Below are 14905 nucleotides of genomic sequence, written 5' to 3' on the forward strand. Positions count from 1 at the left end.
AACGACGACATGCAGAATCCGCCCCACGAGGCACCCGCTCTTACCGCTCACGAATCCCACCCCGGCTGGCGTGCGTATCTGAATACGCACATGCTGATCTGCGTGTTCCTCGGCTTTACCTCCGGGCTGCCGCTCTTCACGCTCGTCTATCTGGTGCAGGCGTGGCTGCGCTCAGAGGGCGTCAATCTCAAGGAGATCGGCCTCTTCGCGCTGATCCAGTTCCCCTACACCTGGAAGTTCGTCTGGGCGCCGCTCATGGACCGCTACGTGCCGCGCCTGCCCGGCTGGCGCCCGGGGCGGCGGCGCGGCTGGATGCTCGTCACGCAGATTCTCGTGGCGCTCGCCATCGGCACGCTCGGCTACGTTTCGCCGAAAGATTCGATCTGGACTGTGGCCGCGCTCACCGCGCTGGTGGCGTTCTTCGGCGCGAGCCAGGACATCTCCATCGACGCCTACCGGCGCGAACTGCTCACCGATACGCAGCAGGGCCTCGGCAACGCCGTGCACGTGAACGCCTACAAGATCGCGGCGCTCGTGCCGGGCTCGCTCGCGCTGATCCTCTCCGATCATCTGCCGTGGAGCACCGTATTCGTCGTGACGGCGGCGTTCATGATTCCAGGCATGATCATGACGCTCGTCGTGAAAGAGCCCGAAGTGCACGGCGCGCCGCCCAGGAACCTGCGCGAAGCGATCGTGCAGCCGTTCGCCGAATTCGTGCGCCGCGACGGTCTCGCCGCGGCACTGTTTGTGCTCGCCTTCATCTTTCTCTACAAACTCGGCGACACGATGGCGACCACCCTGTCCACATCGTTCTTCCTCGACATCGGCTATTCGCGCACCGAGATCGGCGTGATCGCCAAGATGACGGCGTTCGGCGCAAGTCTCGCGGGCGGCATCATCGGCGGCGTGGCGCTCGTGAAGATCGGCATTGGGCGCGGGCTGTGGATCTTCGGCTTCCTGCAAATGATTTCTACTCTGGGTTTCGCGTGGCTCGCGCAGCTCGGCGCTGGATCGCCCTCGCTCGCCGCCATCTACGATGCCGTGCTCGCCGTGAGCCATGCGGTTGCGTGGGCCGCGGGTCTCTTCGGCGCCACCGTACAGTTCACGCTCGACCCGCGCGCCGTTGCGCTCGCGCTCGTGTACGGCTTCGAGACCTTCGCAACGGGACTCACGCTCGCCGCGTTCACTGCCTATATTGCAAGCACGACCGATCCGCGTTACACCGCCACGCAGTTCGCACTCTTCACGAGCCTCGCCTCCGTGCCGCGCACGCTGGCCTCCGCCGCGAGCGGCTACGTGGTCGCGAAGATCGGCTGGTTCGACTATTTCATCGTCTGCACGGTGCTCGCGGTACCGGGTATGCTCCTGCTCATTCGTATTGCCCCGTGGAGAGTCCGGTCGTGAGCACGCATGAGACCGTCGCGCAAAGCCCGCGTGCGCCGCTGTGCAGCGGCGAGCGCGCTCGCGCGCTCGTGCTGGCGCTCGCCGCCGTCTTGCCGGGTCTTTGCGCATGGAATGCCTGGGGTGCCGAAAACCCGGCCGCCACGAGCGCCCCGGCGAGCGTGCCGGCCAACCCTGCCACGCCGCCAGCAGGCAGCGCCGCGAGTGCAGGCAATGCCGCAACGAACCCGACGAACGGCGCGGCGAACAGCGCGAACGCAAGCGTCGCGCCGGGCAGCGTCGCCCCCGGCGCACCGAACACGGGCCGTGTGGTGCGCTTCGGCAACGCCGCCGTGTACCGCAACCTGATTCCCTCGCCGATGCTCGAAGCGCAGGCCACGGCAGAGTTCAACGAGATCGTGCGCGGCGCGGCCCATTCGAACCGCCTCTATGCCGAAAGCGATCCGCACGTGCAGCGCGTGCGGGCTTTCGTCGACCGGCTCGCGCCTTACTCGCTGAAGTGGAGCGATCGCGTCAAGAACTGGAAGTGGGAAGTGGCGGTGATCCGCTCGAACGACATCCGCATGTACGCGCTGCCGGGCGGCAAGATCGTCGTGTATGGCGGCCTGCTCGATCGCGTGAAGCTCAACGACAACGAGTTCGGCATGCTGCTCGGCCACGAGATCGCGCATGCGGTGCGCGAGCACGTGCGCGAGCGCCTGGGCGAACAACAGGCCGCGCAGATCGAATCGGGCTCCGTGCCGCAGCTCTTCGGGCTCGCGGACCTCGGCGTGTTTCCGCTCGGTATCGGCTCGCAGCTCGTGGAAATGCACTACGGCCGCGCCGACGAAACCGAAGCCGACGTGATCGGCAGCGATATCGCCTCGCGCGCGGGCTTCGATCCGCGCGCGGCGCTCACGCTGTGGGACAAGCTCGCGGTGGCGACGCGCGCCGACCGCGATCAGGGCTTCATCTACGTGCATCCGTACACGCCGGCGCGGCGTGCCGATATCGCCAAGCGCCTCGCCGACATGATGCCGCTCTACGCCAAGGCGATCGGCAAGCCGCTCGCCGAGTTGCCCGACTACGAGGGCATCCCGGCCGTGCAAAAGCGCAAGGTGGTGTCGGCGCCCTGAAAGCGGTTTCACAGCGCGCCGGTGTGAGCGTCAGCTCTTGACCATGTAGTCGTAGTCGATGGTCAGCGGCGCGTGGTCGCTGAACTTGATGTCCTTGAAGATCGACGTCTTCTTCGCCTTGTGCGCAATGCCGGGCGTCGCGATCTGATAGTCGATACGCCACCCCACGTTCTTCGCATACGCCTGGCCGCGATTGCTCCACCACGTGTATTGCTCGGGGCGCGCGTCGAGCGTGCGGAACACGTCCACGTAGCCCACGTCGTCGAACAGGCTCGTGAGCCATGCGCGCTCTTCGGGCAGGCAGCCGGAGTTCTTCTGGTTGCCCTTCCAGTTCTTGATGTCGATTTCCTTGTGGACGATGTTCACGTCGCCGCACAGGATCACTTCGCGCTCACGCTTGAGTTCCGCGAGATGCGGCATGAATGCGTCCATGAAGCGGTACTTCGCGGCCTGACGCTCGTCGCCGCTCGAGCCCGAAGGCACGTACACGGAGATCACCGAGAGCTTGCCGAAGCGCGTTTCCACATAGCGCCCTTCCGGGTCGAACTCCTCGCTGCCAAAGCCGATGATGACGTCGTCGGGCTCGTGGCGCGAATAGACGCCCGCGCCGCTATAGCCCTTCTTGACCGCATGCTGGAAGTAGCCCGTGAAGTCGTGCGGGGCGAGGAATTCAGGCGTCATGTCGTCCTGCGAGCACTTGATTTCCTGCACGCAGAGCACATCGGCCTTCTGTTCGCCGAACCATTCGAAAAAGCCCTTCTTCGCCGCCGAGCGGATGCCGTTCAGATTCGCGGTGATCACACGCAACATGTCTTCTTTCCTCTTGATTGTGCGTTGCCTCGCACGGCGCGCCGAACCGGAACTGCGCCGCGCCGCGCGAGGGAATACGGTCGGTCTCAGTCGATCTTGAGACCCTTGAGTTCGGCCTTGGCCGGCGGAAATTCGAGCTTCAGACTTTCCATCAGGCGCAGCAGCAGTTCGGCCACCATGAGGTTGCGGTGCGACTTCGAGTTCGCGGGAATTACGTACCACGGCGCGTATTCAGTGGAGGTGGCCGCGAGCGCCTCGTGGTACGCGGCCTGATAGGCGTCCCAATGCTTGCGCGCTTCGAGATCGGATACGTCGAATTTCCAGTGCTTGGTGGGGTCGTCGATGCGCGCCTGGATGCGGCTGCGCTGCTCGTCCTTCGAGATGTGCAGCATGCACTTGATGATCGACGTGCCGCTCTCGGCGAGCAGCGCCTCGAAATGGCGGATCTGCCGGTAGCGGCGCTCGCACTCGGCCGGGTCGATCTGGCCGATTACGCGCGGCACGAGCACGTCTTCGTAGTGACTGCGGTTGAATATCGCCAGCTCACCCGCCGCGGGCACCTGCAGGTGCACGCGCCAGAGAAAGTCGCGCGCGGCCTCGATGGGCGTCGGCGCGCGAAACGGCACGATGCGCAGGCCGAGCGGATCGACCTCGTGAAACACGCCGCGGATCGTGCCGTCCTTGCCGCTCGTGTCCATGCCCTGCAACACGAGCAGCACGCGCTGATGGCGCTGCGAATGCAGACGCTCCTGCAACACGTCGAGCTGGTTGCCGATCTCGGCGAGCCGGTCGCGGTCGGCGTCCTTGCTGCCGGTCGAGAACGGTTTCACGGCGGGGTCGAGCGCGTTGAGCGAGAACGTCCCCGCCCTCTTGTCGCTGAAGTACGGCACGCGGTAATCGTCGAGACTCGGGATATGGGACATGCGTTGTTCTCCTCTCTCTCGTGAATTTGACGGCGCCAGCGCCGTTGCCCGCCTGAAGCGGCAAGGCGGCGCCGCACTGCTACGCACGACGCCGCCTCGCAAGCATGCCCGAATCAGGCCGGCTCAAGTCAAACTCAGCCCAGCTTCTTCTTCAGCAGCTCGTTGACCTGCTGCGGGTTCGCCTTGCCCTTCGTCGCCTTCATGGCCTGGCCGATCAGCGCGTTGAACGCCTTTTCCTTGCCGGCGCGGAATTCTTCCACCGACTTCTGGTTCGCGGCGAGCACCTCGTCGATGATCGCTTCGAGCGCGCCGGTGTCCGAGATCTGCTTGAGGCCCTTCGCTTCGATGATGCGGTCGGCTGCGTCGACGTCCGTGGCCTTCTCGTCCCACATCGCCTGGAACACTTCCTTGGCGATCTTGTTCGAGATCGTGCCGTCGGCGATGCGCGCGAGCAGCACCGCGAACTGCGCGGCCGAGACCGGCGAGTCGGCAATGTCGAGGCCTTCGCGGTTGAGCTGCGACGAGACTTCGCCCATCAGCCAGTTGGCCGCGGCCTTGGCCTGCGCCGCGCCCGCCTTGGCCACCACCGCTTCGAAGTAAGCCGCCATCGCCTTGCTCGAAGTGAGCACGTTCGCGTCATACGGCGTCACGCCGTACTGCTCGACAAAGCGCGTTTGCATCGTCGCGGGCAGCTCGGGCAGCTCGCCCTTCACGCGCTCGACCCACGCGGCATCGATCACGAGCGGCATGAGGTCGGGGTCGGGGAAATAGCGGTAATCGTGCGCGTCTTCCTTGCTGCGCATCGAACGCGTCTCGCGCTTGTCCGGGTCGTAGAGGCGCGTTTCCTGCACCACCGTGCCGCCGTCTTCGATCAGCTCGATCTGGCGGCGCACTTCGTACTGGATCGCCTCTTCGAGGAAGCGGAAAGAGTTCAGGTTCTTGATCTCGGCGCGCGTGCCGAATTCCTTCTGGCCGACCGGACGCACGGAGACGTTCGCGTCGCAGCGGAACGAGCCTTCCTGCATGTTGCCGTCGCAAATGCCGAGCCACACGACGAGCGTGTGCAGCGACTTCGCGTACGCAACCGCTTCGGCGGCGCTGCGCATTTCGGGTTCCGTGACGATTTCGAGCAGCGGCGTGCCGGCGCGGTTCAGGTCGATGCCCGTCATGCCCGCGAAGTCTTCGTGCAGCGACTTGCCCGCGTCTTCTTCGAGGTGCGCGCGCGTGAGATTGACAGTCTTCTCGTAGGCTTCCTTGCCAGCCTTTTCATTAGCCGGGACCTGAATGGTGATCTGGCCGCCCTGCACGACCGGAATCTCGTACTGGCTGATCTGATAGCCCTTCGGCAGGTCCGGATAGAAGTAGTTCTTGCGCGCGAAAATGCTGCGCGGCGCAATCGTCGCGTTGATTGCGAGGCCGAACTGGATCGCGCGCTCCACGGCGCCGCGGTTCATTACCGGCAGCACGCCCGGCAGCGCGAGATCGACGGGGCAGGCCTGCGAGTTGGGCGCGGCGCCGAACTGCGTCGATGCGCCCGAGAAGATCTTCGACGCCGTCGACAATTGCGCGTGCGTCTCGAGACCGATAACGACTTCCCACTGTGTTGCCATGTTCACACCCCTGCCGGCGCCGTGCGATGCCAGTCGGTCGCGCGCTGGAAGGCGTCGGCGACCTGCAGCATGCGGGCCTCGTTGAAATAGTTGCCGACGATCTGCAGACCGACGGGACGCTGCGCGTTCGCACCCGCGCCGAAGCCGCACGGCACGCTCATGCCGGGCAGGCCCGCGAGGCTCGTGGAGAGCGTGTAGATGTCCGCGAGGTACATCTGCAGCGGATCGTCGCCCTTGGCGCCGAGGTCCCATGCCACGCTCGGGGCGACCGGCCCCATGATCACGTCGCACTGCTTGAACGCTTCCTGGAAATCCTGCGCAATGATGCGGCGGATCTTCTGCGCCTGCAGGTAGTACGCGTCGTAGTAGCCGTGCGAAAGCACGTAGGTGCCCACCAGAATGCGGCGCTTCACCTCGGGGCCGAAGCCCTCGGCGCGCGACTTCTTGTACATGTCGAGCAGATCGCGGTATTCGGCCGCGCGGTGGCCGAAGCGTACGCCGTCGAAACGCGAGAGGTTCGACGAGGCTTCCGCCGGGGCGATCACGTAGTACACGGGAATCGACAGTTCGGTCTTCGGCAGCGTGACTTCGACTAGCGTGGCGCCGAGCGACTCGTACGTCTTCAGCGCGGCGTCGATGGCGGCGCGCACGTCGTCGGCCAGGCCCGCGCCGAAGTATTCCTTCGGCAGGCCGATGCGCAGACCCGCGAGCGGCTTGTCGGCGCCGGCGTCCTGGCTCCACGTCTGGCCGATGAAGCGCGTGTAGTCCTCGTGCTCGTGCGTGAGGCTGGTCGAGTCGCGCTCGTCGAAGCCGCCCATGGCGTTCAGGAGCAGCCCGCAATCGCCGGCGCTGTGCGCGAACGGGCCGCCCTGGTCGAGCGACGAGGCGAACGCGATCATGCCGTAGCGCGAGACGCGGCCGTAGGTGGGCTTGATGCCCGTCACGCCCGTGAACGACGCCGGCTGGCGAATCGAGCCGCCGGTGTCGGTGCCGGTCGCGGCGGGCGCGAGGCGTGCGGCGACGGCCGCGGCGGAACCGCCCGACGAGCCGCCCGGCACGGCCTTCGTGTCCCACGGGTTCTTCACGGCGCCGAAATGCGAGTTCTCGTTGGACGAGCCCATCGCGAATTCGTCCATGTTGGTCTTGCCGAGGCAGACCATGCCCGCGCGCTCGAGCCGCTCGACCACGGTCGCGTCGAACGGGCTCACATAGTTTGCAAGCATCTTCGAGCCGGCGGTCGAGCGCCAGCCGCGCGTGACGAACACGTCCTTGTGCGCGAGCGGAATGCCCGCGAGCGGGCCCGCGTGGCCCGAGTGCAGGAGCGCGTCGGCGGCCTTCGCCTGGGCGAGCGTCAATTCGGGATTGACGTCGACGAAGGCGTTCAGGTCTTGATGCGCTTCGATCCGGCCCAGAAAGTGCTGGGCCAGCTCGACTGCGGAGCACTCCTTCGCAGCCAGCGCGGCGCGCAGTTCGGTCAAGCTTTTGTCATGCATTGCGTGATTCCTGGAAGAACGTCACGGCGTGGTCGAAATCCGATCGTTGCGCCGTCCGGGAGCGGCTCGACTGACGTTGGCAAACGTTCAGGCCGCTACCCGGAAAACCCCGGAAAATTCGGGAGTCCGTGCCGTTTCGAACTGTTCCGACGACTCGAAAGATTTCGAAATGGCGAAAAAATGCTGCGCGCTTATTCAATCACGCGCGGTACGAGGTAAAGTCCGTCCTGCACCGCGGGCGCGGGACGCTGCAGCGCTTCGCGGTCCACGATTTCGGTCACGGCGTCCTCGCGCAGACGCAGCGCGACATCCTCGATCTGCTCGATCGGGTGGGCGAGCGGCGCAATGCCGGTCGTGTCCACGGCCTGCATCTGCTCGACGAGGCCGAAGAAGCCGTTCAGGCGTTCGAGCGTATTGCCGGCTTCGGCGTCGGCCAGTTCGAGGCGCGCAAGATGCGCGATACGCTTCACATCGTTCAGGGTCAGGGCCATGCGGTCACCGGAAAAAGGGGCTGCGGCAGTGCGGAAATTCGGTGCTGCAACAGCGGTTTATCGCGCCGGATCCGGCTCTGGAGGAAAGCTTCGACGAGGTCAAAAACTGCCTTCCGGATCCTGCAAAACAGGCAAAATTATAAGGTATCATTACGCGTTCGACCCAAACCCGGACCGCCTTGCATCCGCCTTTCAGTTCTGTACGCAACACAATGCGGCCAGACAAGATCAAACGGGCGGCGCAGCCAGGCTGCCTCCGGTAATCATCCCCGCAGTCTCAGGCCCCTCGTGGCGCCCCTTGCGACGCCCTCCGCCGTGATTTCGGAGTGCTCTCGTGGTGGAGCATAGCGCCCTGAGGCTGTTAATTTTTCCGCTGCCGCCCTCGCCCACCAAGCTGGAAGGACGGCCACAAGCGAGACAGGATTTTTGAATGTTCGGTTTTCTGCGTAGCTACTTCTCCAACGACCTGGCGATCGACCTCGGCACCGCCAACACCCTGATCTACATGCGCGGCAAGGGCATCGTCCTCGACGAACCCTCGGTCGTCTCCATTCGCCAGGAAGGCGGCCCGAACGGCAAGAAGACGATTCAGGCAGTCGGCAAGGAAGCCAAGCAGATGCTCGGCAAGGTCCCGGGCAACATCGAAGCCATCCGCCCGATGAAGGACGGCGTGATCGCCGACTTCACCGTCACCGAGCAGATGATCAAGCAGTTCATCAAGACGGCGCACGAGTCGCGCATGTTCTCGCCGTCGCCGCGCATCATCATCTGCGTGCCGTGCGGTTCGACCCAGGTCGAGCGCCGCGCGATCAAGGAAGCCGCGCACGGCGCGGGCGCCTCGCAGGTCTACCTCATCGAAGAACCGATGGCCGCCGCGATCGGCGCTGGCCTGCCGGTTTCGGAAGCCACGGGCTCGATGGTCGTCGACATCGGCGGCGGCACGACCGAAGTGGGCGTGATCTCGCTCGGCGGCATCGTCTACAAGGGCTCGGTGCGCGTGGGCGGCGACAAGTTCGATGAAGCGATCGTCAACTACATCCGCCGCAACTACGGCATGCTGATCGGCGAGCAAACCGCTGAAGCCATCAAGAAGGAAATCGGTTCGGCCTTCCCGGGTTCCGAAGTCAAGGAAATGGAAGTGAAGGGCCGCAACCTGTCGGAAGGCATTCCGCGCAGCTTCACCATTTCGAGCAACGAAATCCTCGAAGCGCTCACCGACCCGCTGAACCAGATCGTCTCGTCGGTGAAGATCGCGCTCGAACAAACGCCGCCGGAACTGGGCGCCGACATCGCCGAGCGCGGCATGATGCTCACGGGCGGCGGCGCACTGCTGCGCGACCTGGATCGCCTGCTCGCCGAAGAAACCGGTCTGCCGGTGCTCGTGGCCGAAGACCCGCTCACCTGCGTGGTGCGCGGCTCGGGCATGGCGCTCGAGCGCATGGACAAGCTTGGCAGCATCTTCTCGTACGAGTAAGCGCGCCGCGCACCGCTGCGCTCGCCCGCGGCGCGGTTTCGGCGTCGCCGCGCCATTGATGGCGTGGCGGCACGCGCGCCGCCACGGCGCCCGCAATGGGGCGTCCTGCGGGGCGCCGAAGTTTCACGCTTCGTTGTGCCCTCCGTTACCCCCTCTGTTTCACCGAACCGCACACGCCCCCGGCGCCGACCATGGAATACAGTCCGCCGCCCCTCTTTAAACAGGGCCCATCGGCACTCGCACGGCTGATTTTCTTCGTCGTGCTGTCGCTCGCGCTCCTCGTCTCCGACGCGCGTTTCAAGACGCTCGAGATCGTGCGCGGCGTGCTCGGCGCGGGTCTCTACCCGCTGCAACGCGCGGCCCTCGTGCCGCGTGACTTCTTTATGGGCGCCGCCGATCTGGCCGTGACGAGTTCCACGCTGCGCACCGAAAACACCCAGCTGCACGTGCGCAATCTCCAGCTTTCGCAGCAGGCCAACGCGGCCGCTTCGCTCACCGCCGAAAACGCGCACCTGCGCGCGCTTCTGCAGCTCTCGCAGCGCATCGGCGCGCAAACCACGCCGGCGGAGATCCAGTACGACACGCGCGACCCGTTCACGCAGAAGGTCGTGATCGGCGGCGGCTCGCAGCAGAATATCCAGAACGGCTCGCCGGTATTGAGCGAGGACGGCGTGATCGGCCAGGTCACGCGCGTGTTCCCCATGCAGTCCGAAGTCACGCTCGTCACCGACAAGGACCAGGCCGTGCCGGTCGAAGTCGTGCGCACCGGTCTGCGCAGCGTGATCTACGGCACGGCGAAGGGCGACCTGCTCGATCTGCGCTTCGTGCCGATCAGCGCCGATCTGCAAGTGGGCGACGAACTCGTGACGAGCGGCCTCGACGGCATCTATCCGCAAGGGCTGCCGGTCGCGAAGGTGTTGCGCGTGGACAAGCAGGCGGACACCGCGTTCGCGCGCGTGGTCTGCCTGCCGCTCGCCGCCGTGCGCGGGGCGCGCCAGGTGCTCGTGCTGCACTATGTGCCGCAGGTGCCGCCCAACCCGATCGCCGCCGAAGAGGCCGCAGCGGCCGCCGAGGCGAAGGACGCGAAGAAGAAGTCCGCCAAGGCCGCGGACAAGAAGGGCGACAAGAAAGCCGACGACGCGAAGGCGAAACCCGCCGCCGCTGCATCGGGCGCGGCCCCGGCCCCGGCGCAGCAGGCGAAGCCCGCAGCGAATGCAGCCGCAGCAGACACGAAGCCGGCGGAGAAAAAGCGGCCCAGGGAGAGCCTGCGCGAAGAGGCAGCGAAGGCCGTCGAGAAAGGGGGCCATTGATGCCGCGTCCGCAATACATTCTGCAGCCGGTCAATCCGTACTTCATCGTTTTCAGCCTCGCGGCGGCGTTCCTGCTGAACCTGCTGCCCTGGGGCAAGCTGCCCGGCGTGCCCGACTTCGTCGCGCTCGTGCTGCTGTTCTGGAACATTCACCAGCCGCGCAAGGTCGGCATGGGCGTCGCGTTCTTCCTCGGGCTCCTCATGGACGTCCACAACGCGAACCTGCTCGGCGAGCACGCGCTCGCGTACACGCTGCTTTCCTATGGCGCGATCACCATTCACCGCCGCGTGCTGTGGATGTCGATCGGCCTGCAGATGTTCGCAGTCACGCCCATGCTGGTCGGCGCGCAGGTCGTGCCGTTCGTGATCCGCCTGCTGATGGGCGCGTCGTTTCCTGGCTGGGGATACCTCATCAGCGGCTTCGTCGAGGCGATCCTCTGGCCGATCGCGAGCGTGCTGCTGCTGTTGCCGCAGCGCCGCCCCGTCGATCCCGACGACACCCGGCCCATTTGAGCGGCGCGCCGCCCGCCGCTGGAAGACTCGCTTGACTACCTCTTACGCACCCCGGCCCGCCGTTCCTCGCGATTGGAACCGTGGGGCCTGGGTCTGACAGCATGACCGAATTCAAGGACACCCAGCAGCAGCTCACGAAGTTCCGCCTGCGCGTCGCGGCGGCGGGGCTGTTCGTGTTCGTCTGCTTCGGGCTGATCGCGTTCCGCTTCCTCTATCTGCAGGTCTGGAACCACAGCAAGTACTCGCTGCAGGCGGACGAAAACCGCATTTCCGTCGCACCGATCGTGCCGAACCGCGGCATCATCACCGACCGCAACGGCGTCGTGCTCGCGAAGAACTACTCGGCGTACACGCTCGAAATCACGCCCTCGAAGCTCACCGACACGCTCGACAACACGATCGACGAGCTCTCGACCGTGATCCCGATCGATGCGCGCGACCGCCGCCGCTTCAAGAAGCTGCTCGAAGACTCGAAGAACTTCGAGAGCCTGCCGATCCGCACGCGCCTGACCGACGACGAAGTCGCGCGCTTCACGGCCCTGCGCTTCCGCTTCCCCGGCGTGGAAGTGCGCGCGCGCCTGTTCCGCCAGTATCCGCTTGGGCCCACGGCCGCGCACGTGATCGGCTATATCGGCCGGATTTCGCAGCGCGACCAGGAGCGCATCGACGACCTCTCCGACAAGAACGACAGCGATCCCGAGCACTACGATCCGCGTCTGGACGCGAACAACTACAACGGCACCGACTACATCGGCAAGATCGGCGTCGAGCAGAGCTACGAAACCGAGCTGCACGGCCTGACCGGCTTCGAGGAAGTGGAAGTGACGGCGGGCGGCCGCCCTGTGCGTACGCTCTCGCGCACCCAGGCGACGCCGGGCAACAACCTCGTGCTGTCGATCGACATCGGTCTGCAGCAGATCGCCGAGCAGGCCTTCGCGGGCAAGCGCGGCGCGCTCGTGGCGATCGAGCCGTCCACGGGCGACATTCTCGCGTTCGTCTCGGCGCCGAGCTTCGACCCGAACTCGTTCGTGGACGGCATCGACCAGCAGACCTGGGACGAGCTCAACAACTCGCCCGATCACCCGCTCCTGAACCGTCCGCTGCACGGCACCTACCCGCCGGGCTCGACCTACAAGCCGTTCATGGCGCTCGCCGCGCTCACGCTGCACAAGCGCACGCCGCAGTGGGGCTTCTCCGACCCCGGCTTCTACATGTTCGGCGGCCACCGCTTCAACAACGACGTGCGCTCGGGCCAGGGCTGGGTCGACATGAACCGCGCGATCATGGTGTCGAACGATACCTACTTCTTCATGCTCGCGCACGACCTGGGCGTGGACAACATCGCCAACTTCATGAAGCCGCTCGGCTTCGGCCAGCTCACCGGCATCGACATCGCGGGCGAGGCGCGCGGCATCCTGCCCTCCACCGAATGGAAGCGCAAGGCGTACCGCAAGCCCGAGCAGCAGCGCTGGTACGAGGGCGAGACGATCAGCCTCGGGATTGGCCAGGGCTACAACTCGTTCACGATCCTGCAGCTCGCGCACGCCACGGCCACGCTCGCCGACAACGGCGTGCTCATGAAGCCGCACCTCGTGAAGGAAATCGAAAATCCGATCACGAAGCAGGAACGCCTCACTGTGCCGAGCCAAAGCGGTCGCCTGAACGTGAGCCAGGCCGACATCGACGTGGTGAAGCGCGGCATGGAAAACGTGACGATGAATCAGTCGGGCACGGCGTATCAGGTGTTCCGCAACGCGCCGTACACGTCGGCGGGCAAGACCGGCACGGCGCAGGTGTTCTCGCTGCAGGGCGGCAAGTATAAGGCGCATGCGCTCGCCGAAAATCTGCGCGACCACGCGCTCTTCATCGCGTTCGCGCCGGCCGAGAAGCCGCAGATCGCGCTCGCGCTGATCGTCGAAAACGGCGGCTGGGGCGCGCAGGCCGCAGGCCCGATCGCGCGCCGCGTGCTGGATTACTACCTCGTCGATCGCCTGAAGCCGGGCGTCGAGCAGGCGGCCGTGAGCGCGGCGGCGTCGGCCACGGAAGACGCCTCCGCGCCCGTGATCGGCGCGCCGCCCGAGGCGGCGTCGGCTTCGGCGGCGTCGGCGGCTTCGGGCCCGGCCCCGGCCACGCCCGCCGTGCAGCCAGTGCGGGTCGCCGCCGGCTTCACGCCGCTGCCGATTCCCGGCGCGGCATCGGCCGCCGCGGCGGCTTCCGCTGCGGCGGCGGCTGCACAAGCTTCAGGCGCGGCCGCCGCTGCGCCTGCCTCCGCTGCCGGTCCGGCTGCGGCCTCCGGCGCGGCGGCGCGGCCCATGCCCGCCAGCAGCGCCGCCGGCAAGACTCGCAAGCCCCGTCAGAACGTGAGCCCCGATGCGCCCGCAGCAACCGACGCCGTGAATGGCGGCACCGCCGGCACGCCCGACACGGGCGCCGCGCGCCCCGCGCCCGCCTCCGAGCCCCGCCACTTCGGCCCTGGCCCCCATCGCCCGCGCCGCCCCGCCAGCGCGAGCGACGCGGCCACGCTCGCACCGCCGCCCAAGCCCGCAACGGGCGGCATCGACGAGTAAGGAATCACCATGCCTTTCCTCCAGTTCGACAAGATCGACAAGCGCGCGGTGCTCGATACGCTGCGCAAGATGTTCCTCGGCTTCGATCGCCCGCTCGCGCTCACCGTGTTCCTGCTGCTGTGCGTGGGCATCGTCACGCTGTACAGCGCGAGCCTCGACGTGCCGGGCCGCGTGGAAGACCAGCTGCGCAACATCATGCTCACCTTCGTGCTGATGTGGGCGCTCGCCAATGTGCCGCCCAACACGCTCATGCGCTTCGCGGTGCCGATCTATACGTTCGGCATCGCGCTGCTCGTTGCGGTGGCGCTATTCGGCCTCACGCGCAAGGGCGCCAAGCGCTGGATCAACGTGGGCGTCGTGATCCAGCCCTCGGAAATCCTCAAAATCGCCACGCCGCTTATGCTCGCCTGGTACTACCAGCGCCGCGAAGGCGTGATGCGCTGGTACGACTTCGTCGTCGGCTTCGTGATCCTGCTCGTGCCGGTGGGGCTCATCGCCAAGCAGCCGGACCTCGGCACCGCCGTGCTCGTGTTCGCCTCAGGCCTCTTCGTCATCTATTTCGCGGGACTCTCGTTCAAGCTGATCGTGCCGGTGCTGATCGCGGGCGTGATCGCGGTGGCCTCGATCGCGGCGTTCCAGGACAAGATCTGCCAGCCGCAGGTGAACTGGCCGCTCATGCACGACTACCAGAAGCACCGCATCTGCACGCTGCTCGACCCGACCTCCGATCCGCTCGGCAAGGGCTTCCACACCATCCAGGCCGTGATCGCGATCGGCTCGGGCGGCCCGCTCGGCAAGGGCTGGCTGAAGGGCACGCAGTCGCACCTCGAGTTCATCCCCGAAAAGCACACCGACTTCATCTTCGCGGTGTTCTCCGAGGAGTTCGGCCTCGCGGGCGGCCTCGTGCTGCTCACGCTCTACATGTGTCTGATCGCGCGCGGGCTCTATATCGCCGCGAACGGCGCGACGCTGTTCGGGCGATTACTGGCCGGTTCGCTCACGATGGCGTTCTTTACCTACGCGTTCGTCAACATCGGCATGGTGAGCGGCATCCTGCCCGTGGTCGGCGTGCCACTGCCGTTCATGAGTTATGGCGGCACGGCGCTCACCACGCTCGGCGTGGCGATCGGGCTGATCATGAGCGTGGGACGCCAGAAGCGCTTGATGCAGAGTTGAGGGCGCGGCGGGCGGCCATGGCC

At 66.1% G+C, this 14905-nt stretch carries 12 protein-coding genes; 7 read left to right on the plus strand and 5 right to left on the minus strand.

Annotation, left to right across the window (positions count from 1 at the left end; translation table 11 throughout):
* Positions 1–9: 9 nt before the first annotated feature.
* The gene (locus AB4Y42_RS18850; RefSeq protein WP_368689444.1) at positions 10–1404 is read left to right on the plus strand and encodes an AmpG family muropeptide MFS transporter; all 1395 of its coding nucleotides are present in this window, start codon (positions 10–12) and stop codon (positions 1402–1404) included.
* Positions 1401–2516: a M48 family metallopeptidase gene (locus AB4Y42_RS18855; RefSeq protein WP_368689445.1), complete on the plus strand. Its 1116-nt coding sequence runs from the start codon at positions 1401–1403 to the stop codon at positions 2514–2516. The genes AB4Y42_RS18850 and AB4Y42_RS18855 overlap by 4 nt, the downstream gene beginning before the upstream one ends.
* Positions 2517–2546: 30 nt before the next feature.
* Here AB4Y42_RS18855 and AB4Y42_RS18860 read toward each other — a convergent pair whose 3' ends face one another.
* From AB4Y42_RS18860 to gatC, 5 genes are all read right to left on the minus strand, one after another.
* On the minus strand, positions 2547–3326 hold the full coding sequence (locus tag AB4Y42_RS18860) for an exodeoxyribonuclease III (protein WP_368694996.1): 780 nt from the start codon (positions 3324–3326) through the stop codon (positions 2547–2549).
* 86 nt (positions 3327–3412) lie between these two features.
* Positions 3413–4249 (minus strand): PPK2 family polyphosphate kinase, encoded by an 837-nt coding sequence (locus AB4Y42_RS18865; protein WP_368694997.1) that lies wholly within the window; start codon positions 4247–4249, stop codon positions 3413–3415.
* A gap of 134 nt (positions 4250–4383) precedes the next feature.
* On the minus strand, positions 4384–5859 hold the full coding sequence (gene gatB, locus AB4Y42_RS18870) for an Asp-tRNA(Asn)/Glu-tRNA(Gln) amidotransferase subunit GatB (RefSeq protein ID WP_368689448.1): 1476 nt from the start codon (positions 5857–5859) through the stop codon (positions 4384–4386).
* 2 nt (positions 5860–5861) lie between these two features.
* Positions 5862–7352, minus strand: a complete 1491-nt coding sequence (gene gatA / locus AB4Y42_RS18875; protein ID WP_368694998.1) for an Asp-tRNA(Asn)/Glu-tRNA(Gln) amidotransferase subunit GatA — start codon at positions 7350–7352, stop codon at positions 5862–5864.
* A gap of 191 nt (positions 7353–7543) precedes the next feature.
* Positions 7544–7843 carry an Asp-tRNA(Asn)/Glu-tRNA(Gln) amidotransferase subunit GatC gene (gene gatC / locus AB4Y42_RS18880; RefSeq protein WP_028211911.1) on the minus strand — a complete coding sequence of 100 codons (300 nt, stop codon included), beginning with the start codon at positions 7841–7843 and terminating at the stop codon, positions 7544–7546.
* Positions 7844–8273: 430 nt separating this feature from the next.
* On the opposite strand from gatC, the gene AB4Y42_RS18885 reads away from it, so the two are divergent.
* From AB4Y42_RS18885 to rodA, 5 genes are all read left to right on the plus strand, one after another.
* Complete coding sequence (locus tag AB4Y42_RS18885) at positions 8274–9317, plus strand: rod shape-determining protein (RefSeq protein WP_004189550.1); 1044 nt, start codon at positions 8274–8276, stop codon at positions 9315–9317.
* 191 nt (positions 9318–9508) lie between these two features.
* Positions 9509–10627 carry a rod shape-determining protein MreC gene (gene mreC / locus AB4Y42_RS18890; protein ID WP_368689450.1) on the plus strand — a complete coding sequence of 373 codons (1119 nt, stop codon included), beginning with the start codon at positions 9509–9511 and terminating at the stop codon, positions 10625–10627.
* On the plus strand, positions 10627–11139 hold the full coding sequence (mreD, locus tag AB4Y42_RS18895) for a rod shape-determining protein MreD (RefSeq protein ID WP_069264625.1): 513 nt from the start codon (positions 10627–10629) through the stop codon (positions 11137–11139). Before mreC ends, mreD begins: the two co-directional genes overlap by 1 nt.
* A gap of 101 nt (positions 11140–11240) precedes the next feature.
* Positions 11241–13706 (plus strand): penicillin-binding protein 2, encoded by a 2466-nt coding sequence (gene mrdA / locus AB4Y42_RS18900; RefSeq protein ID WP_368694999.1) that lies wholly within the window; start codon positions 11241–11243, stop codon positions 13704–13706.
* A gap of 9 nt (positions 13707–13715) precedes the next feature.
* Positions 13716–14882 carry a rod shape-determining protein RodA gene (gene rodA, locus AB4Y42_RS18905; RefSeq protein ID WP_342920231.1) on the plus strand — a complete coding sequence of 389 codons (1167 nt, stop codon included), beginning with the start codon at positions 13716–13718 and terminating at the stop codon, positions 14880–14882.
* Positions 14883–14905 lie beyond the last annotated feature (23 nt).

This window comes from Paraburkholderia sp. EG286B (genome assembly GCF_040965655.1).
In the GTDB taxonomy this organism is placed as follows: Bacteria; Pseudomonadota; Gammaproteobacteria; order Burkholderiales; family Burkholderiaceae; genus Paraburkholderia.